The organism is Pseudomonas sp. GW821-FHT07E12 (assembly GCF_058986605.1).
Genome location: NZ_JBYSVX010000011.1, coordinates 46868 through 64481, shown reverse-complemented (window position 1 = coordinate 64481; position 17614 = coordinate 46868). Strand labels below are relative to the sequence as shown.

The 17614-nt window shown below is 65.1% G+C and carries 17 protein-coding genes; 13 read left to right on the top strand and 4 right to left on the bottom strand.

Features of this window, described 5'->3' with window-relative positions; translation table 11 throughout:
* Positions 1–107: 107 nt before the first annotated feature.
* A complete protein-coding gene (locus AC3WJE_RS08510; RefSeq protein WP_493730348.1) occupies positions 108–989 on the bottom strand; it encodes a PhzF family phenazine biosynthesis protein in 882 nt (293 codons plus the stop codon).
* 299 nt (positions 990–1288) lie between these two features.
* Here AC3WJE_RS08510 and AC3WJE_RS08505 point away from each other — a divergent pair, with 299 nt between their 5' ends.
* From AC3WJE_RS08505 to AC3WJE_RS08485, 5 genes are all read left to right on the top strand, one after another.
* Positions 1289–3898, top strand: coding sequence for a bifunctional aspartate kinase/diaminopimelate decarboxylase (locus AC3WJE_RS08505; protein WP_493730347.1), 2610 nt, complete (start codon positions 1289–1291; stop codon positions 3896–3898).
* Between the two features lie 75 nt (positions 3899–3973).
* Positions 3974–5329 carry a UDP-N-acetyl-alpha-D-muramoyl-L-alanyl-L-glutamate epimerase gene (gene murL / locus AC3WJE_RS08500; protein WP_493730346.1) on the top strand — a complete coding sequence of 452 codons (1356 nt, stop codon included), beginning with the start codon at positions 3974–3976 and terminating at the stop codon, positions 5327–5329.
* Complete coding sequence (gene murD, locus AC3WJE_RS08495) at positions 5310–6740, top strand: UDP-N-acetylmuramoyl-L-alanine--D-glutamate ligase (protein ID WP_493730345.1); 1431 nt, start codon at positions 5310–5312, stop codon at positions 6738–6740. The genes murL and murD overlap by 20 nt, the downstream gene beginning before the upstream one ends.
* Positions 6741–6796: 56 nt before the next feature.
* Positions 6797–7015, top strand: a complete 219-nt coding sequence (locus AC3WJE_RS08490; RefSeq protein WP_493730344.1) for a hypothetical protein — start codon at positions 6797–6799, stop codon at positions 7013–7015.
* Between the two features lie 114 nt (positions 7016–7129).
* A complete protein-coding gene (locus tag AC3WJE_RS08485) occupies positions 7130–7936 on the top strand; it encodes a dienelactone hydrolase family protein (protein ID WP_493730343.1) in 807 nt (268 codons plus the stop codon).
* A gap of 154 nt (positions 7937–8090) precedes the next feature.
* Here the strand turns inward: AC3WJE_RS08485 and AC3WJE_RS08480 are convergent, their stop codons facing one another.
* Together AC3WJE_RS08480 and AC3WJE_RS08475 are read right to left on the bottom strand one after the other, a co-directional pair.
* Complete coding sequence (locus AC3WJE_RS08480; protein ID WP_493730342.1) at positions 8091–9089, bottom strand: polyprenyl synthetase family protein; 999 nt, start codon at positions 9087–9089, stop codon at positions 8091–8093.
* A 74-nt stretch (positions 9090–9163) separates the two neighbouring features.
* Positions 9164–9730, bottom strand: coding sequence for an NADPH-dependent FMN reductase (locus AC3WJE_RS08475; protein ID WP_493730341.1), 567 nt, complete (start codon positions 9728–9730; stop codon positions 9164–9166).
* A gap of 217 nt (positions 9731–9947) precedes the next feature.
* Between AC3WJE_RS08475 and AC3WJE_RS08470 the strand changes: the two genes are divergently transcribed.
* The 5 genes from AC3WJE_RS08470 to AC3WJE_RS08450 all read left to right on the top strand — a co-directional run bounded on the left by AC3WJE_RS08470 (position 9948) and on the right by AC3WJE_RS08450 (position 14030).
* Positions 9948–10451 (top strand): single-stranded DNA-binding protein, encoded by a 504-nt coding sequence (locus tag AC3WJE_RS08470; RefSeq protein ID WP_493730340.1) that lies wholly within the window; start codon positions 9948–9950, stop codon positions 10449–10451.
* 129 nt (positions 10452–10580) lie between these two features.
* Positions 10581–11213 (top strand): TetR/AcrR family transcriptional regulator, encoded by a 633-nt coding sequence (locus AC3WJE_RS08465; protein WP_493730339.1) that lies wholly within the window; start codon positions 10581–10583, stop codon positions 11211–11213.
* Positions 11214–11305: 92 nt separating this feature from the next.
* On the top strand, positions 11306–12121 hold the full coding sequence (locus tag AC3WJE_RS08460) for an oxidoreductase (RefSeq protein ID WP_493730338.1): 816 nt from the start codon (positions 11306–11308) through the stop codon (positions 12119–12121).
* Positions 12122–12301: 180 nt separating this feature from the next.
* Positions 12302–13303, top strand: a complete 1002-nt coding sequence (locus tag AC3WJE_RS08455; protein ID WP_493730337.1) for an NADP-dependent oxidoreductase — start codon at positions 12302–12304, stop codon at positions 13301–13303.
* A gap of 31 nt (positions 13304–13334) precedes the next feature.
* Positions 13335–14030 carry an SDR family oxidoreductase gene (locus AC3WJE_RS08450; protein WP_493730336.1) on the top strand — a complete coding sequence of 232 codons (696 nt, stop codon included), beginning with the start codon at positions 13335–13337 and terminating at the stop codon, positions 14028–14030.
* 84 nt (positions 14031–14114) lie between these two features.
* On the opposite strand, the gene AC3WJE_RS08445 is transcribed toward AC3WJE_RS08450, so the two are convergent.
* On the bottom strand, positions 14115–14387 hold the full coding sequence (locus AC3WJE_RS08445) for a metal/formaldehyde-sensitive transcriptional repressor (protein WP_493730335.1): 273 nt from the start codon (positions 14385–14387) through the stop codon (positions 14115–14117).
* 52 nt (positions 14388–14439) lie between these two features.
* On the opposite strand from AC3WJE_RS08445, the gene dmeF reads away from it, so the two are divergent.
* From dmeF to AC3WJE_RS08430, 3 genes are all read left to right on the top strand, one after another.
* Positions 14440–15429 (top strand): CDF family Co(II)/Ni(II) efflux transporter DmeF, encoded by a 990-nt coding sequence (gene dmeF / locus AC3WJE_RS08440; protein ID WP_493730334.1) that lies wholly within the window; start codon positions 14440–14442, stop codon positions 15427–15429.
* Positions 15430–15930: 501 nt separating this feature from the next.
* Positions 15931–16149, top strand: coding sequence for a hypothetical protein (locus tag AC3WJE_RS08435; RefSeq protein WP_493730333.1), 219 nt, complete (start codon positions 15931–15933; stop codon positions 16147–16149).
* A gap of 116 nt (positions 16150–16265) precedes the next feature.
* Positions 16266–17510, top strand: a complete 1245-nt coding sequence (locus AC3WJE_RS08430; RefSeq protein WP_493730332.1) for a DUF819 family protein — start codon at positions 16266–16268, stop codon at positions 17508–17510.
* The last annotated feature ends 104 nt before the right edge of the window (positions 17511–17614 follow it).

Genomic DNA, 17614 nt, shown 5'->3' with positions numbered 1-17614 from the left:
TCCCCCCCCCCCCCCCCTCCCCCCCCCCCCCCCCCCCCCCCCCCCCCCCCCCCCCCCCCCCCCTCCTACGATATCGCGGTCGGTATCGCGGTTGATCTGGATGACGCTTATGGCCAGTCGATTTCGCCGCGGATCACGGTCTGCACTTCACCGCCGGACCAGACCTCGCCGGCCTCGTCGATCGCCAGTTCCAGCCGTGCATCGAATCCGACTTCGCGCCCCTGGCTGACGCTATAGCGCCGATCTGCTCGGGGCAGGGCATCGCGGCTGTCCAGCCAGGCTGCCAGCACGGCGTTGGCAGCGCCCGAAGCGGCGTCTTCGAAGCGGCGGCCGTTGCCGACGAACGCACGCGCCGCGATATCGAAATCGGCCTCTCCTGCTGCCCGCGCGTAAGCGAACACGCCCATGCTGCCGGTCGATTCGGCCAGTGCGGCGATGGCGTCCCAGTCTGGCGACAGCGTGCGCAACGCGGCTTCGTCGGCCAGTTCGATCACCCACCAGCAGCGGCCACCGTCCATCAGGGCCGGCGGCAACGCGCCAAGCGGCCAGCCGGCCAGTGCGCTGCGCAGGCGCGGATCATCCGAGGTGGTGACCTCGGCGACGCGTGCGCGTGGTGTGCGGATCGAGATGCTGCGGCGCCCACCGCGTTGTTCCACGCGCAGCGGCAGCTTGCCGGCGATCCCGTCCTGCACCAGCACGCCGTCGCGCGGCTGTGCCAGGGCGGCTTCCAATACCGCATGCGCGGTGCCGACGCTGGGATGCCCGGCGAACGGGACTTCCTTCTGCGGAGCAAACATGCGCAACCGGTAGCTGCTGTCCGGATCGAGCGACGGCAGCACGAAGGTGGTTTCCGGCAGCTTGGTCCAGCGTGCGATCGCCTGCATCGCGGCATCGTCCAGGCCTTCGGCATCGAGCACCACGGCCAGCGGATTGCCGCCGCCAGCTCGGGCGGAAAATACGTCCACTTGCAGGAATCGGCGCGTCGTCATCGGGGTTGTGCGGGAGGAAGGGGCGCGCAGCTTATCAATCAAGCTGGCCGTCGATCAGCGGCTGTGCCCGGTCGGACCCAGGCATCCGTCGGATCAGTTGCATCGGTGACTGATGCGAGCAAGGTGCCCGGGCTTGGCTTCTTGTGGGAGGGACTTCAGTCCCGACGCTTTGCTGGCAGAGCCCGTCGGGACTGAAGTCCCTCCCACAAGATCATCCGGTGGCGGGTTGGCGGTAGAATCCGGGGTTGCGTCCGACCATTCGGGCGCCTTTTCCCCACATCACTAAAACGTCCAACTCAATGTCAGCTTCCTCTGCTTCTGCCGATCGCTGGATCGTCCTCAAGTTCGGTGGCACTTCGGTGTCGCGTCGTCATCGCTGGGACACGATCGGGAAGCTGGCGAAAAAACGCGCGGAAGAGACCGGTTCGCGTGTGCTGGTGGTGGTTTCGGCGTTGTCGGGCGTCACCAACGAGCTGACCGCGATCGCCGATGGCGCCGCCGACAGCGCGCAGCGCGTGGCCGCGCTTGAGCAGCGTCATCGCGAATTCCTGGTCGAGCTGGAACTGGATGCCGATGCGGTGCTGGGCGAGCGTCTGGCGGCTCTGCGCGGCCTGATCGACGACCCGCGCGCGGCCAGCCGCACGCTCGACTGGCAGGCCGAGGTACTCGGCCAGGGCGAACTGCTGTCCTCGACGCTGGGCGCGGCCTATCTGCGTGCCAGCGGGCTGGATTTCGGCTGGATGGATGCGCGCGACTGGCTCGACGCGCTGCCGCCGCAGCCGAACCAGAGCGAGTGGTCGCGGCGCCTGTCGGTGTCGTGCCAGTGGCAGGCCAACGCCAGCTGGCGCGCACGCTTCGACGGCCAGCCGACCCGACTGCTGATCACCCAGGGCTTCATCTCGCGTCACCAGGATGGCGGCACCGCCATCCTCGGGCGTGGTGGTTCGGATACCTCGGCGGCGTACTTCGGCGCGCTGCTCGGCGCCTCGCGCGTGGAGATATGGACCGACGTGCCGGGCATGTTCAGCGCCAATCCCAAGGAGGTGCCGGACGCGCGCCTGCTGACCCGGCTGGACTATTACGAAGCGCAGGAAATCGCCACCACCGGCGCCAAGGTGCTGCATCCGCGTTCGATCAAGCCGTGCCGCGATTCCGGCGTGCCGATGGCGATCCTGGATACCGAGCGCCCGCAGATGCCGGGCACCAGCATTGACGGCGATGCCGAGCCGGTGCCGGGCGTGAAGGCGATCAGCCGTCGCAACGGCATCGTGCTGGTATCGATGGAAGGCATCGGCATGTGGCAGCAGGTCGGCTTCCTGGCCGATGTGTTCGGGCTGTTCAAGAAGCACGGGTTGTCGGTGGACCTGATCGGTTCGGCCGAGACCAACGTCACCGTGTCGCTGGATCCGAGCGAGAATCTGGTCAGCACCGATGTGCTGTCGGCGCTGTCGGCGGACCTGTCGAAGATCTGCAAGGTCAAGATCATCGTGCCGTGCGCGGCGATCACCCTGGTCGGTCGCGGCATGCGTTCGCTGCTGCACAAGCTCTCGAACGTGTGGGCCACGTTCGGCAAGGAGCGCGTGCACATGATTTCGCAGTCGTCCAACGACTTGAACCTGACCTTCGTGATCGATGAGGCCGATGCCGACGGGCTGCTGCCGATCCTGCACGGTGAGCTGATCGATTCCGGCGCGATGCCGGTCTATGAAGGGCAGGTGTTCGGCCCGCGCTGGCGCGAGATCATCGGTGCGGTGCGCCCGCGTCCGACACCGTGGTGGCACGGCGAGCAGGCACGCGCGCGGCTGCTGGCGCTGGTCGCCGAGGGCACGCCGCGTTACGCCTATCACCTGCCGACGGTGCGCGCGCGTGCGCGCCAGCTGGCCGCGATCGGTGCGATCGATCGGCGTTACTACGCGATCAAGGCCAATTCGCATCCGGCGATCCTGACGGCGCTGGTCGAGGAGGGTTTCGGCCTGGAATGCGTTTCGCTCGGCGAGCTGCGCCGGGTGTTCGAGACGCTGCCGGATCTGGCGCCCGGGCGCGTGCTGTTTACCCCGAGCTTCGCGCCGTCCACCGAGTACCAGGCGGCATTCGAGCTGGGCGTCACCGTCACCGTCGACAGCGTCGAAGCGCTGAAGCAGTGGCCGGAGGTGTTCCGCGGTCGCAACCTCTGGTTGCGCATCGATCTGGGTCACGGCGATGGTCACCACGAAAAGGTGACCACCGGCGGCAAGGCGTCCAAGTTCGGTATTTCTGCTGGTCGCGTCGATGAATTCGTCGATGCCGCGCGTGCGCTCGATGTCAGCATCGTCGGCCTGCACGCGCACCTGGGCAGCGGCGTGGAGACCAAGGCGCACTGGCGGCAGATGTACGACGAACTGGCCGGCTTCGCGCGCCGCATCGGTAGCGTGGAAGTGCTGGATATCGGCGGTGGTTTGCCGATCCCGTACAGCGAGGACGACGAGCCGTTCGACCTTGAGGCCTGGTCGGCCGGGCTGGCCGAGGTCAAGGCGGTGCATCCGGCGTTTGCGCTGGCGATCGAGCCGGGCCGTTTCCTGGTCGCCGAGGCCGGCGTTGTGCTGGCCCAGGCCACGCAGGTGATCGAGAAGGATGGCGTGCATCGAGTGGGTCTGGATGCGGGCATGAACACCTTGATCCGCCCCGCGCTATACGACGCATGGCACGACATCGTGAACCTGTCGCGGCTGGACGAGGTGCGCGACGGTGGTTTCGACGTAGTCGGGCCGATCTGCGAATCCAGCGACGTGTTCGGTCACCGGGTCAAGCTGCCGGCGGCGACCACCCCGGGCGACACGATGCTGATCGCTGATGCGGGCGCCTATGGCTACAGCATGGCCAGCATCTACAACCTGCGTGCGTTGCCGCATGAAGAAGTGCTCGATGCCTGATTCGCGCACGTCAATCCCGTACCTGCTACAACCGCTGTCGCGAAAACCGTCGGCCTGCCTCATCCCGGAATGTCCATGACCGCTGCTTTCGACAAACACCAGATCACCACCTTCCGCTTCGTTCGCTGCGATTTCGACGCGCAGACCGGCGTGGCCTCGCTGGTGTATGCCTTCGATCAGGGGCCGGAACTGATCGAGACGGTGACCGTGCCGGGCGCGCCGTTCGTGCTCGAAGGCGAGCGCGCCGAGGCAGTGCAGCGCGCATTGCGCTTGCTGCATCTGATTGCCGGCGTCAGCTATTACAAGGCGGCGGTGCCGGCGAACATCGTCATCGACGGCTACGCGATCGACGCGGAAACCGCCGCGCTGGTGGAGAGCGTCTATCTGCACGGACTGGGCGAGTTCGCCTATCGCAACGGTTTGAACCTGCATGGCCGCTTCAAGCTGCCGGTGAAGGCTTCGCCAGTGCAGGCGGGCACGGCCGGTCTGCGCGAGCATGCGCTGGTGGCGATCGGTGGCGGCAAGGATTCGCTGGTCAGCATCGAGGCGCTGCGCAGTGCCGGTGTCGCCCAGACTGTCACCTGGATCGGTGGCTCGCAGCTGATCCGCGCCTGCGCCGAGCGCACGGGCCTACCGACGCTCAATATCGGCCGCACGCTGGCGCCGGAGCTGTTCGAACTGAATCGTCATGGTGCCTGGAACGGCCACATCCCGGTGACGGCGATCAACTCGATGATCATGGTGCTCGCCGCGCTGCTGTTGGGCGTGGACCAGGTGGTGTTCTCCAACGAGCGCTCGGCCAGTTACGGCAGTCAGATTCCTGGCACCGGCGAGGTCAATCACCAGTGGTCGAAGGGTTGGGCGTTCGAGCAGGCGTTCGGCGAGTACGTCGAGCAACACGTCGCTTCCGACCTGCATTACTACTCGCTGCTGCGCCCGCTTTCCGAGCTGGCGGTGGCGCGCCAGTTCGCCAAGAACGACCACTACGACGCGCATTTTTCCAGCTGCAACCGCAACTTCCACATCATGGGCGAGCGCCCGGTGCACCGCTGGTGTGGGGTCTGCCCGAAGTGCCACTTCGTGTTCCTGGCGCTGGCGCCGTTCATGCCCAAGACACGATTGGTGCGGATCTTCGGTCGCAACCTGCTTGACGATGCGAGCCAGGCAGGTGGTTTCGACGCGCTGCTGGAATTCCAGGATCACAAGCCGTTCGAGTGCGTGGGCGAAGGCCGCGAGTCGCGCGCCGCGCTGGCGACGCTGGCCACGCGTGCCGAGTGGCAGGAAGACGCGTTGGTGAAGCGCTTCATCCGCGAAATCCAGCCGCAGCTGCAGGCCGACGAGTTGAAGGTCGAACCGCTGCTGGCGATCGAAGGCGAACACCGTATACCTGCCGTGCTGTGGGAGCGCGTGCGTGCGAATTTCGCAGCTTGAAGGGCGTCGCGTCGCGCTCTGGGGCTGGGGCCGTGAGGGTCGTGCGGCTTATCGCGCGTTGCGCGATCGGGAATGGGGAATCGGGAATGGGGAATCGGGCAAGCGCCTGCCCCTGACGCTGTTCTGCTCGCCGGGCGAAGCCGAAGAGGTGAAGGCCCTGGGCGATGCGGATCTGCATATCGAGACCGAAGCCAGCGCCGGGCACCTGGCCGCGTTCGACGTGGTGATCAAGTCGCCGGGCATCAGCCCGTACAAGCCCGAGGCGCAGGCCGCGGCTGCGCGCGGCACGCAGTTCTTCGGTGGCACTGCACTGTGGTTTGCCGAGCATGCCCCACCGGGCGAGTACGTGCCCGGCGCGGTCTGTGTCACCGGCACCAAGGGCAAGAGCACCACCACCGCGTTGCTCGCGCACCTGCTGCGCGCTGGATGCCATCGCACCGCGCTGGCCGGCAACATCGGCCTGCCGCTGCTGGAACTGCTTTCGCCGGAGCCGCCACCGCAATACTGGGCGATCGAACTGTCGAGCTACCAGACCGGGGAAGTCGCGCGCAGTGGCGTGAGGCCGGAGCTGGCGCTGGTGTTGAACCTGTTTCCCGAGCACCTGGACTGGCACGGCGGCGAACAACGCTACATCGCCGACAAGCTGGCCTTGGTGACTGAAGGGCATCCGCGCATCGCGTTGCTCAACGCAGCCGATCCGCATCTGGCGCAGTTGCAGTTGCCGCACAGCGAGGTGCGCTGGTTCAACCGGCGCGATGGCTGGCACATGCGCGAGGACGTGGTGTACCGCGGCGAGCAGGTGGTGTTCGACACCGCCAACGTGCCGCTGCCGGGCCGGCACAATCGCGGCAACCTGTGCGCGGTGCTGGCCGCATTGGAGGCGCTGGGGCTGGATGCGGTGGCCCTGGCGCCGGCTGCGCTGACGTTCCGCCCGTTGCCGAATCGATTGCAGATCGTCGGCGCGCGCGATGGCATCACCTGGGTCAACGACTCGATCAGCACCACACCGCATGCCACGCTGGCGGCGCTGGCGTGCTTCCCGACGCAGCGCGTGGCCGTGCTGGTGGGCGGGCATGATCGCGGCCTGGATTGGCACGATTTCGCCGCGCATATGGGGGAGGCGCCACCATTGGAGATCGTGACGATGGGCGCCAATGGCCCGCGCATCCACGAACTGCTGGCACCGATCGCACCGGGACGTTTCGGGCTGCATGCCGCTGCCGATCTGCCGCAGGCCGTGGCGCTGGCGCGTCAGGCGCTGGGCGGGCAGGGCGGGGTAGTGCTGCTTTCGCCGGGTGCGCCGAGCTTCGGTGCCTATCGCGACTATGTCGCGCGTGGTCGCCACTTTGCCGAGTTGGCCGGTTTCGATCCCGAGCAGATCAGTGCCATCCCCGGATTGGGCGTGGCCTAGAGCAGCCAGCAGAATTGCTACCGTCGTCCCCGCCTGTGCGGGGACGACGAGTCGTCTTGAGTCATATCGACTCCTGCCACTTTGCACGCGCGAGAAGGATGTCTCCGGGTGGCGAAAATTTCACCGGCATGGTTGTGACCCTTGAATGGCAAGGGCTGCCAGCGTTTATCCACAACGTTTTCCGTGAATCATCCACACCGGCTGTGGAAAAGCGCTCACTCGCTGGTGAAATTTTAGCCAATCAACTTCTGCGTCCCACAGCACAAGGGCTGTGAGCAGTTGTCCACAGGCTTCTCCCGCCTTCGTCCACATGGGCTGTGAACAAACCGGCCCGCTTGTCTGTCGCCCTGCGGCTACACTCGCCCCACTTCCCGGGTGGAGACGGACCGATGAGCAGGCGCAATGCGTGGTGGCAGGTGTTGGGCGTGGTGGCGATGGCGGCGCTGTCGCAGTCGGCCGCAGCGGCGATGCAGGCACGGCCGGTGGAATGGAAGGTTGGCGCGGACGCCTTCTCGGGCGTGCTGGTCTACGACGACGCCAAGCATGACAAGCGCCCGGGCCTGGTGATGGTGCCGAACTGGATGGGCGTGACCGACGCGGCGGTGGAGAAGGCCAAGAGCCTGGCTGGCGACGATTACGTGATCCTGGTTGCCGATGTCTACGGCAAGGGCCGTCGTCCCGCCAACGCCGGCGAGGCCGGTAAGCTCGCAGGTGCACTCAAGCAGGATACGGCGACGTTGCGCACGCGTGCGTTGAAGGCGGTGGACGTGTTGAAGGCGCAGGCAGGCAAGGCGCCGCTGGATGCTTCGCGGATCGGCGCGGTCGGCTTCTGCTTCGGTGGCAGCACGGTGCTGGAGTTGCTGCGCTCAGGGGCACAGCTCGCCGGCGTGGTCAGCCTGCACGGTGGCCTGTCCACACCGACTCCGGCGGCGGTCGGTGCAGCCAGGACGCCGGTATTGGTGCTCAACGGCGCGGCCGACAAGAGCGTCAGTGCGCAGGACATTGCCGCGTTCGAGAAGGAGATGGACGGCGCGGGTGCTGACTGGCAGTTCGTCAATTTCAGCGGCGCGGTGCACTGCTTTGCCGAGGCTGATGCGGGCAACGATCCGACCAGCAACTGTCGCTATGACGCGCGTGCGTCCAAGCGTGCCTATCGGATGCTGGAAGACTTCTTCGAGGAGCGCTTCGGCGGCTGAAGTCCGTCATCTTCGTAGGAGCGGCTTCAGCCGCGATGGGGCGTTTCCATTTGAATCCCCACACATGGATGTGCGGGCTTTTGCAGAGGGACCTGCATGAACGCCCCATCGCGGCTGAAGCCGCTCCTACGAAGCGCACCGTTGTCGACGAACCTCAATGCGTGCGCGAGACCGCGTAACGCGCCAGGCCGCGCAATGCGCTGATCGCTTCGTTTTCGGGGAGTCCATCGAGCGCGCGTTCGGCCGCCTGGGCGTAATCGAGCGCGCGCTGGCGGCTGTACTCGAGTCCGCCGGTAGCCTGGATCGCCGCCAGCACCTCCGGCATCGCCGATGCATCACCCTGCTGGACGATCTCGCGCAAGCGTTGCCGCGTGGTTTCGTCCGAATGCGCCATTGCATGGATCAACGGCAGCGTGGCTTTGCCTTCGGCGAGGTCGTCGCCGAGATTCTTGCCCAGCGCCTCGGCGTCAGCGGCATAGTCGAGCACGTCATCGGCGATCTGGAACGCGTAGCCGAGTTGCATGCCGTAGTCGTATAGCCGGGCCTGCACGGTCTGGTCCGTACCGGAGGCCAGCGCACCCAGACGCGTACCCGCAGCGAACAACACCGCGGTCTTGCGTTCGATCACCCGCAGATAAGCGGCTTCGTCGGTGTCGGGATTGTGTACGTGCAACAGCTGCAGCACTTCGCCTTCGGCGATGCGGTTGGTGGTGTCGGCCAGCAGCTGCATGACGTCCATGCGCTCCAGTTCCACCATCAACTGGAAGCTGCGCGAATACAGGAAGTCACCGACCAGCACGCTCGGAGCATTGCCCCACAAAGCGTTCGCGGTGCTGCGGCCGCGCCGCAGATCGGACTCATCGACCACGTCATCGTGCAGCAGCGTGGAGGTGTGGATGAACTCGATGATGGCCGCAAGCTGGTGATGGTCGGCATTGGCCGGGCCGCAGGCCTGACCGGCCAGCACCACCAGCATCGGCCGCAGCCGTTTGCCGCCTGCGGAGATGATGTGATCGGCAATCTGGTTGATCAGCACCACGTCCGAAGCCAGCCGGCGACGGATCAGCGCATCGACCGCGGCCATGTCGGGGGCAGCGAGGGCCTGGATCTGGGGCAGGCCCAGGGCGGGACGGAGGTCTTCGGCGATGCTCATGTGGTGCGATGGGGTGATGTAGCTGAATTATAGGTGCCGAGGTCCGTCAACGGGCCGTCGCGCCGTGCGACGGATCATTCCGTTGCGTCCCCGGCATCGCAGAACGTGCAGAAGCCGGCCACGAATGAAGTCAATCGCTGCTGCATCGCCGGGTCCTTCAAGGCTCCCTGCTCATCGAATGCCTGATCGGCATGCGACAGCAACAGGCGGCCGCCGAACCACGGCCGTGTGCCCAGGGTACGCAGCACCTGCAGCCAGGCGGTCTGGCTCAGCAGGGTGCCGAACGGGCCCGGCGAGGCGCCGATGAGCGCGACCGGCTTGTTGCCGAACACGCGTGCGATGTCCTTGGAGGGTCGCGACATCCAGTCGATGGCGTTCTTGAACACGCCCGGGATGGCGTTGTTGTATTCCGGGGTGACCAGCAGCAGGCCATCGGCCTGCGCGACCGCGTCCTTCAGCCGGACCACGGCCTCGGGAATACCGGTCTCCGCTTCCACGTCGGCGTCGTACAACGGCACCCCGCGGATCGAGTGGGTCTCGATCTGGCTGCCGTCCGGAACGGATGCAGCGGCCCGGCCCAGCAGGGCGGCGTTGAACGAGTCGCGGCGCAGGCTGCCGGCCAATCCGACGATGCGGGCCATGGCGTCTTCCGGGATGAGGAGATGGCAGCCTAGCAGGCAGTGCCTGGAGGGGCCGTAACGCTTGTCCTACGGGCGGATGCGGGCTGCGCCTACCTGTGGTCGGGGTGGTATGCCGGAGGCCATTGGCCGCTCGGATGTTACCATTCGTGCCTAACCAGCCTCACCCCGCCGCCGGTGCCCGCGTACCGGCCGGCACAGACACAGACGGAAGAATCCAATGGCCCGCGGCATCAACAAAGTCATCCTGGTCGGCAACCTCGGCAACGATCCCGACACCAAGTACACCCAGAGCGGCATGGCGATCACCCGCGTCAGCCTGGCCACCACCAGCGTCCGCAAGGACCGCGAAGGCAACAACCAGGAGCGTACCGAATGGCACCGCGTGGTGTTCTTCGGCAAGCTCGGCGAGATCGCCGGTGAGTACCTGCGCAAGGGCAGCCAGGTGTATGTGGAAGGCGAGCTGCGCTACGACAAGTACACCGGGCAGGACGGCGTGGAGAAGTACAGCACCGATATCGTCGCCAACGAGATGCAGATGCTCGGTGGCCGCGGTGAGGGTGGTGGTGGCGGTGGATTCAGCGGCGGCGATCGCCCGCAGCGCCAGCCGTCGTCGCAGCCGCAGCAGCGCCAGGAATACGCCCCGCGTCGCCAGCAGCCGGCGGCGCAGCCGTCCTCGGCACCGCCGATGGATGATTTCGCGGACGACGATATCCCGTTCTAAGGCAGCCCTTGAGGGCCATCACGCCTTGCGGTGAGGCCAGCCCCATCCAGAAAGCGCGTCCGGAGTGGCGAACGTGGGTCGGGGCGGTTTCCAACATGTAGCTGACTGAACTCCCAACGCAGCGCCGGAATGCCCGCGCTGCTTCTTGTTTCGGGCGAGGCGTGTAAATATGATGGTCGTAATATGAAAAAGGTCGCTGCCAGATCCAAGGAAGTCACCCACGACCGTATCGTCGACGCGGCTGCGCGTGCGATCCGGCGTAGTGGTTACAACGGCACCGGTGTCGCCGACATCATGAAGGCCGCCGGGCTGACCCATGGCGGGTTCTATGCTCACTTCGCCTCGCGTGAGGCAATGCTTGCCGAAGCGGCGGATCGGGCTGGTGGCGAGTCCGTGGCGTTGATGGAGCGTGTCGGTGCCGGCGTACCGCCGCAACATGCATTGCGGACCATGGTGGAGGCCTATCTCTCCGAAGCCCACGTAAAAGGCATCGAAACCGGGTGCGCGACCGCTGCGCTAGGTTCCGAGATGCCGCGTCAGGCACCCGAGGTGCGGCGGGCAGCGACGCGTCGTATCAAGGAAATGATCGATCTGATTGCTCGCCAGTTGTCGGAGTGGGGGCAGCCCGGCGCGCATGAACACGCGTTGGTGACGGTTTCCACGATGGTCGGCGCGCTGGTACTGGCGCGTGCTGTGGACGACCCGCGCCTCTCCGAGGCGCTGCGTGAAGCCGCACTGGGTCATCTCACTTCTGCCAACTGATCATGGCGTGCCGTGGTTGTCGTTAATTCGCCAGTAAATATGATGATCATCATACTCTTTGCTCATCGAAATCCATCATCGAGGTCTGTCCAATGAAACTCAGGAAGTCCATCGCGCTCGTCACCGGCGCCTCCTCCGGCATCGGTAAGGTGACGGCGGAGCGGCTCGCCGCCGCGGGTTATACGGTCTATGGCACCAGCAGACGCGGAGCACAGGCGGGCCAGCCATCCTTTGCGATGCTGCCTCTGGACGTGACCAATGACGGATCGGTCGATGCCGTCGTCAGGGAGGTGATCCGGATGGAAGGGCGCATCGACCTGCTGGTGAACAACGCCGGCTTCGGCGTCGCCCCTGCCGGTGCCGAAGAAAGTTCCATCGCGCAGGCACAGGCGATCTTCGACACCAACTTCATGGGCATCGTCCGGATGACCCGCGCCGTCGTGCCGCATATGCGGGAGCAGGGCGGTGGTCGAATCCTCAACATCGGTTCCGTGCTGGGTTTCCTGCCGATGCCGTATGCAGCGCTCTATGCCGCCACCAAGCATGCAGTCGCAGGTTATTCGGAGTCGCTCGACCACGAGCTGCGTACACGAGGCATCCGTGTCTCGGTCATCGAGCCGGCGTACACGAGGACGCAGTTCGATGCGAACTTCATGGAGCCCGACGCGAAGCTGGAGACATACCGCGACGTGCGCGCAGCGTTGGACGTGACGTTGAAGAAGCTCATGGTCACGGCCGACCCGCCGGATATCGTGGCGGATGTCGTGCTGAAGGCGGCACGCGCACCGCGCCCGAAGTTGCGATACACCGCCGGCAAGCTCGCCGGTCGTATGCGGTTGCTTCGCAGGTTTGCACCAGCGGCTCTGTTGGATGCCGGTATCCGAAGAGACCTTCAGCTCGATGCCTAGAGCGTGTCATCAATTCCCGAGCTGGTCGCGCCCCGGTTCGACAATGCAGTCGTGCAGTGTGGTTCCGGCGGTCAGGGGGCTTCAGCATTCGCGGCGGCAAAGATCCGATCTTTCACGGGTTATGGGAATGCCGGGAGTCAGCATGTTCCGTTGCTCGATACATCTACGAGAAAAAACCTCATGAAAGCATTCCTCATCGATCGATACAGCAAGACGGATCCGCTTCGGCTTGGTGAAGTGCCGCAGCCGGAAGTCGGGGACAACGACGTGCTGATCGAGGTGCACGCGGCCGGATTGAATCTGGTGGATTCCAAGATCAAAAACGGCGAGTTCAAGTTGATCCTGCCTTACCGCATGCCGTTGGTGCTGGGCCATGACGTAGCGGGCGTCGTGGCAAAAGTTGGATCGCGGGTACGCCAATTCAAAGTGGGCGACGAAGTCTATTCGCGGCCGCGTGATCGCCGCATCGGCACGTTCGCGCAGTTCATCGCCGTCGATGAGAGCGATGTCGCGCCCAAGCCGAAGAACCTCACCATGGAAGAGGCGGCCTCGATCCCCCTGGTTGGCTTGACCGCCTGGCAGGCGTTGCGAGAAAGGGCACAGCTGAAGCAGGGGCAGAAGGTCTTCATCCAGGCAGGGTCGGGTGGTGTCGGCAGCTTCGCCATTCAATTGGCCAAGTACATCGGGGCCAGCGTGGCCACGACCACGAGCAGTGCCAACGCTGATCTGGCGAGGAGTCTGGGCGCCGACATCGTCATCGACTACAAGCAGGAAGATTTCGAGAACGTGCTGCGGAACTACGATGTGGTCCTGCATAGTCAGGATGCGGCGACGCTGGAGAAATCCCTGCGCGTGCTGAAGCGTGGTGCGACGCTCGTATCGATCTCCGGGCCCCCCGATCCCACATTCGCCACGGGAATCGGGGCGCCTTGGTTTGTGCGGCTCGCCATTCGCTTGCTGAGTTCCGGTGTCAGGAGAAAGGCAGCCCATCGTGAGCTGAAGTACTCGTTTCTCCTGATGCGTGCCGATGGAGGCGCGTTGCGTGAGATCACGCAACTCATCGAGACCGGCGTGATCCGTCCGGTGATCGATCGTGTCTTTCCATTCGAATCGACCAACGCTGCTCTGACTTACGTCGAGGCGGGGCGCGCCAAGGGCAAGGTCGTCGTCAAGGTCAAGTAAGGCTGTTTATCCCTCACATTCGGAGTTTCCCATGAAGATTGAAGGCGCTGTCGTGCTGGTCACGGGAGCCAATCGCGGCATCGGCTTGGCATTCACGCGCGAGTTGCTCGCCCGTGGTGCCCGCAAGGTCTATGCCGGTGCACGTGATCCCGCGGCCATCACGCAGCCCGGCGTTCAGCCGCTGCGACTGGACGTCAACCAGCCGGGCGATGTGGCCGCCGCCGCGGCGCTGGCGTCGGATGTGACGCTGGTGATCAACAACGCCGGTATTGCTCAGCCGGGAGGTTTTCTGGCGGCGGATAGCGAAGACGTCGCGAGGCGCATCTTCGAGACCAACTTTTTCGCAGTGTTGCGCATGAGCAAGGCGTTTGCGCCGATTCTCAAGGCCAACGGTGGTGGTGCGCTGCTCAATGTGCTGTCGGTGGCTTCATGGATAAACCGCGGCGACATGGCGGCCTATTCGGCCAGCAAATCCGCCGTCTGGTCGCTCACCAACTCCCTGCGCAATGAATTGATGGCGCAGAAGACACAGGTGCTGGGATTGCACATGGGCTACGTCGATACCGACTTGACGCATGGGATCGAGGCGATGAAGTCCAGCCCCGATGAGATCGTCAGGCGAGCGCTCGACGGACTCGAAGCGGGACTGGATGAGGTGCTGGCCGATGAGATCACCCAGTACATAAAACAGGGAATCACGGCGGACAGACCCAGTTACCTGCCTTGAGCATGGGGTGCGTTCGATGTGGGCGTGGGTGTGGTGCCATGCGCGTCCTGCCGCGTTCGCAGGGCTTCGCGTTTCCGGCGGCCCTTATTTGGCGTAGCCCTGCAGCAGCTTGAGCAGGACCTGGGCTTCCTGCCGGCGCCGGTCTTCGTCCTGTTCGGCCACCACGTGTTCGTCGAGGTGGCCCACCAGCACCTCCATCATCAGGCCGTGCATCGCGCCTTTGGCGGCCGCGATCTGCACGAGGACGTCGCTGCAGTCGGCTTCGCCCTCCAGGGCTTTTTCGAGGGCGGCTACCTGGCCGGCGATGCGTCGGACGCGGGCGAGCAGGGATTTTCGGTTTCGGGTGACATGCGCCATGGTTGAAGATTGTATACCCTATGGGGGTATATTTCGATCACGGGTTCCTGTCATGTCCTTGGAAGCTTTTGCTGCACAGCGGCGCCATGCCCACGCCTTCGACTCCGGCAACGCCCTGGCCGAGCGCGGCGCCCGGCGAGCGATGTGGCTGACCCTGGTGATGATGGTGGTCGAGATCGCCGGCGGCTGGTGGTACAACTCGATGGCGGTGCTAGCCGATGGCTGGCACATGAGTTCGCATGCGCTGGCGCTGGGGTTGTCCGCTTTCGCCTATGCCTGTGCGCGTCGCTACGCGGGTGACCGGCGTTTTGCCTTCGGGACCTGGAAGATCGAGATTCTTGGTGGATACACCAGCGCGATCCTGCTGCTGGTCGTGGCGGCGCTGATGGCGTTCCAGTCGGTCGAGCGGATCCTGGCGCCGAGCCTGATCCACTACCCGCAGGCGATTGCCATTGCGGTGGTGGGGCTGGCGGTAAACCTGATCTGCGCGTGGTGGCTCCGGGATCATCACGATCATGATCATCACGACCATGCGCACCACCACGACGATCACCACGACCACGACCACGACCACGACCACGGGCATGGGCATGGGCATGGGCACGATCTGAACCAGCATTCGGCCTACCTGCATGTGATCGCCGATGCCGCCACCTCGGTGCTGGCGATCGTCGCATTGCTCGGCGGCATGATGTTCGGTGCGGCCTGGCTCGACCCGGTAATGGGGCTGCTCGGGGCGGTGCTGGTGACGATCTGGGCGTGGGGGCTGTTGCGCAAGACCGGGCGCATCCTGCTGGACGCACAGATGGATGCGCCGGTGGTCGAGGAGATCCGGGAGGTGATCGAGCAGGGCGAGGTGACCGCGCGCATCTGCGACCTGCACGTCTGGCAGGTGGGCAAGGGCAAGTACGCCTGCGTCGTCGGCATCGTCACCGACTCCGATCGTGATGCGGATGCGTTCCGTCGCGCGCTGTCCATCCATGAGGAACTGGTACACGTGACCGTCGAGGTCCACCGGATACGGCACGCCGTATCCGGATGACGATGGCCACCCGTTCGAGACATGCCACTGGATAAATCACCGCTTTCCCGTTTTGCCGGTCCAGCACAGGTCGGAAACGGGGAAGGATTCAGATCAGGTAGGTGATGACGCCGGCCATGACGAGCATGTAGATCAGCACCAGACTGGTCTTCACCGGTGTTTCGTACTTGCGCAGTAACTGTTGCATGTGCCCCCCCAGGCAGTTCGCGGGGCAAGAATATCGAGAATCGTGACTTCCGTCACGTAGGAATTGTCCTACGTCGATATGGGGATGCGCCCGACGGTGCGACGGATGGCTGGAGTAGATGCTGCGCAGGCCGGACGTGGAGCCCATGGCTACTCACCCGCGGCCCCTTGAGTAAGGGCGTGCCGGTTCGTGATGCTGGAAACATCCCTCGCGCAATCCCCAAGTGCGGGAACCGGATGTTTGGCGCCCCAACGGCTCGCCGTGACCAGCGGATCGATGACGTCCTCCCGAAACCCAGCGCAGTCGAGAAAGACATGGAACAGCACGCCCGCTACATCGTCAGCATAGAACCGGATCAGGAGGCATGGCTGGTGCGTCGGCCGCACTGGTCGCCGCTGCGCTACCTGCGTGAGCAGGGCGCGTTGGAAAATGCCGAACTGATGGCGCAACTGCATCGATTCACCACCGGCCAGCCCGCGGATGTCGTACTGCGCGTTGCGGACGGCGAGCGCGTGGTGCGTCGCTACGGTTGAAGTCCGTACTGAAGCGGATGCCCCTGTGTTGATCGCAGGGTGAGCGGCCTCGGTTTGGCCCTCGGCGTCCAGCTCGGCTAGATTCGGGGTTCCATCGCTTCCGGCTGACCAATCTAGTGAATCCTGCTTCGCATGCGTTGATCGACAACGATATCGTCGTCTTTGGCCTGATCGCGGCCACCTTGGGCGCGGTGTTCTGGACTGCATCGCGCGAGCGTGGATTCTGGAAGCGTTTCTACGCGTTCGTGCCGGCCTTGCTGCTGTGCTACCTGTTGCCGGGCATCTACAACACCGTCGGCCTGATCGATGGACAGAACACCCGCCTCTACAACCCGGTGGCACGCGACGTGCTGCTGCCGGCGGCGCTGGTGCTGCTGACGCTGGCGGTCGACATCAAGGGCATCCTGCGCCTGGGGCCGAAGCTGGTGGTGATGTATCTGGGCGCTTCGCTGAGCGTCATGATCGGCGCCGTGGTGGCGTTCCAGTTGATGAAGTGGCTGCATCCGTCCACCGTCGCGGGCGATACCTGGGCGGGAATGGCAGCGCTGGCCGGCAGCTGGATCGGCGGCGGTGCCAACATGCTGGCGATGCGCGAGGTGTTCAATGTCGATGCCACCACCTTCGGGCAGTTCGCGGTGGTCGATGTCGGCGTGGGTTACGTCTGGATGGCGACGTTGATCTTCCTGGCGGGCCGGGCGCAGCGGATCGATGCGCGCAGCGGTGCCGACACCCGTGCGATCGATGAGCTGAAGACGCGCATCGAGAAATTCCAGGCCGAACACGCGCGCATTCCGAGCCTGACCGATCTGATGATGATCGTCGGCGTGGCCTTCGGAACGGTGGGACTGTCGCATGCGATTGCAGCGCCGCTTGCCGGTTGGTTCGAGCGCAATGTGGCCTGGGCATCGCAGTTCAGTCTGGACTCGCCGTTCGTCTGGGTGGTGGTGCTGGCGACCACGTTCGGTCTGACGCTGAGCTTCACCCGCGCACGTACGCTGGAGGGCGCGGGTGCGTCGCGGGTCGGTACGTTGCTGCTGTACTTCCTGATCGCGTGCATCGGCATGCAGATGGATCTGCTGTCGCTGCTGGACCGGCCGTGGCTGTTCCTGCTCGGGGTGATCTGGATGCTGGTGCATATCGTGCTGCTGTGGGGACTGGGCCGCCTGCTGCACGTGCCGTTCTTCTACTTCGCGATCGGCTCGCAATCGAACATCGGCGGCCCGGCCTCGGCACCGGTGGTCGCCGCCGCGTTCCATCCGGCGCTGGCGCCGGTCGGCGTGTTGCTGGGCACGATGGGTTATGCCACCGGCACTTACCTGGCGTATCTGGTGGGCATCACGCTGCGCGCGATGGCGGGGTGATGCAGGGGTTGGGGATCGTCAAGGCGTAGGTTTCGGGTAGGAGCGGGGGGGGGGGGGGGGGGGGGGGGGGGGGGGGGGGGGGGGGGGGGGGGAGGGGGGGGGTG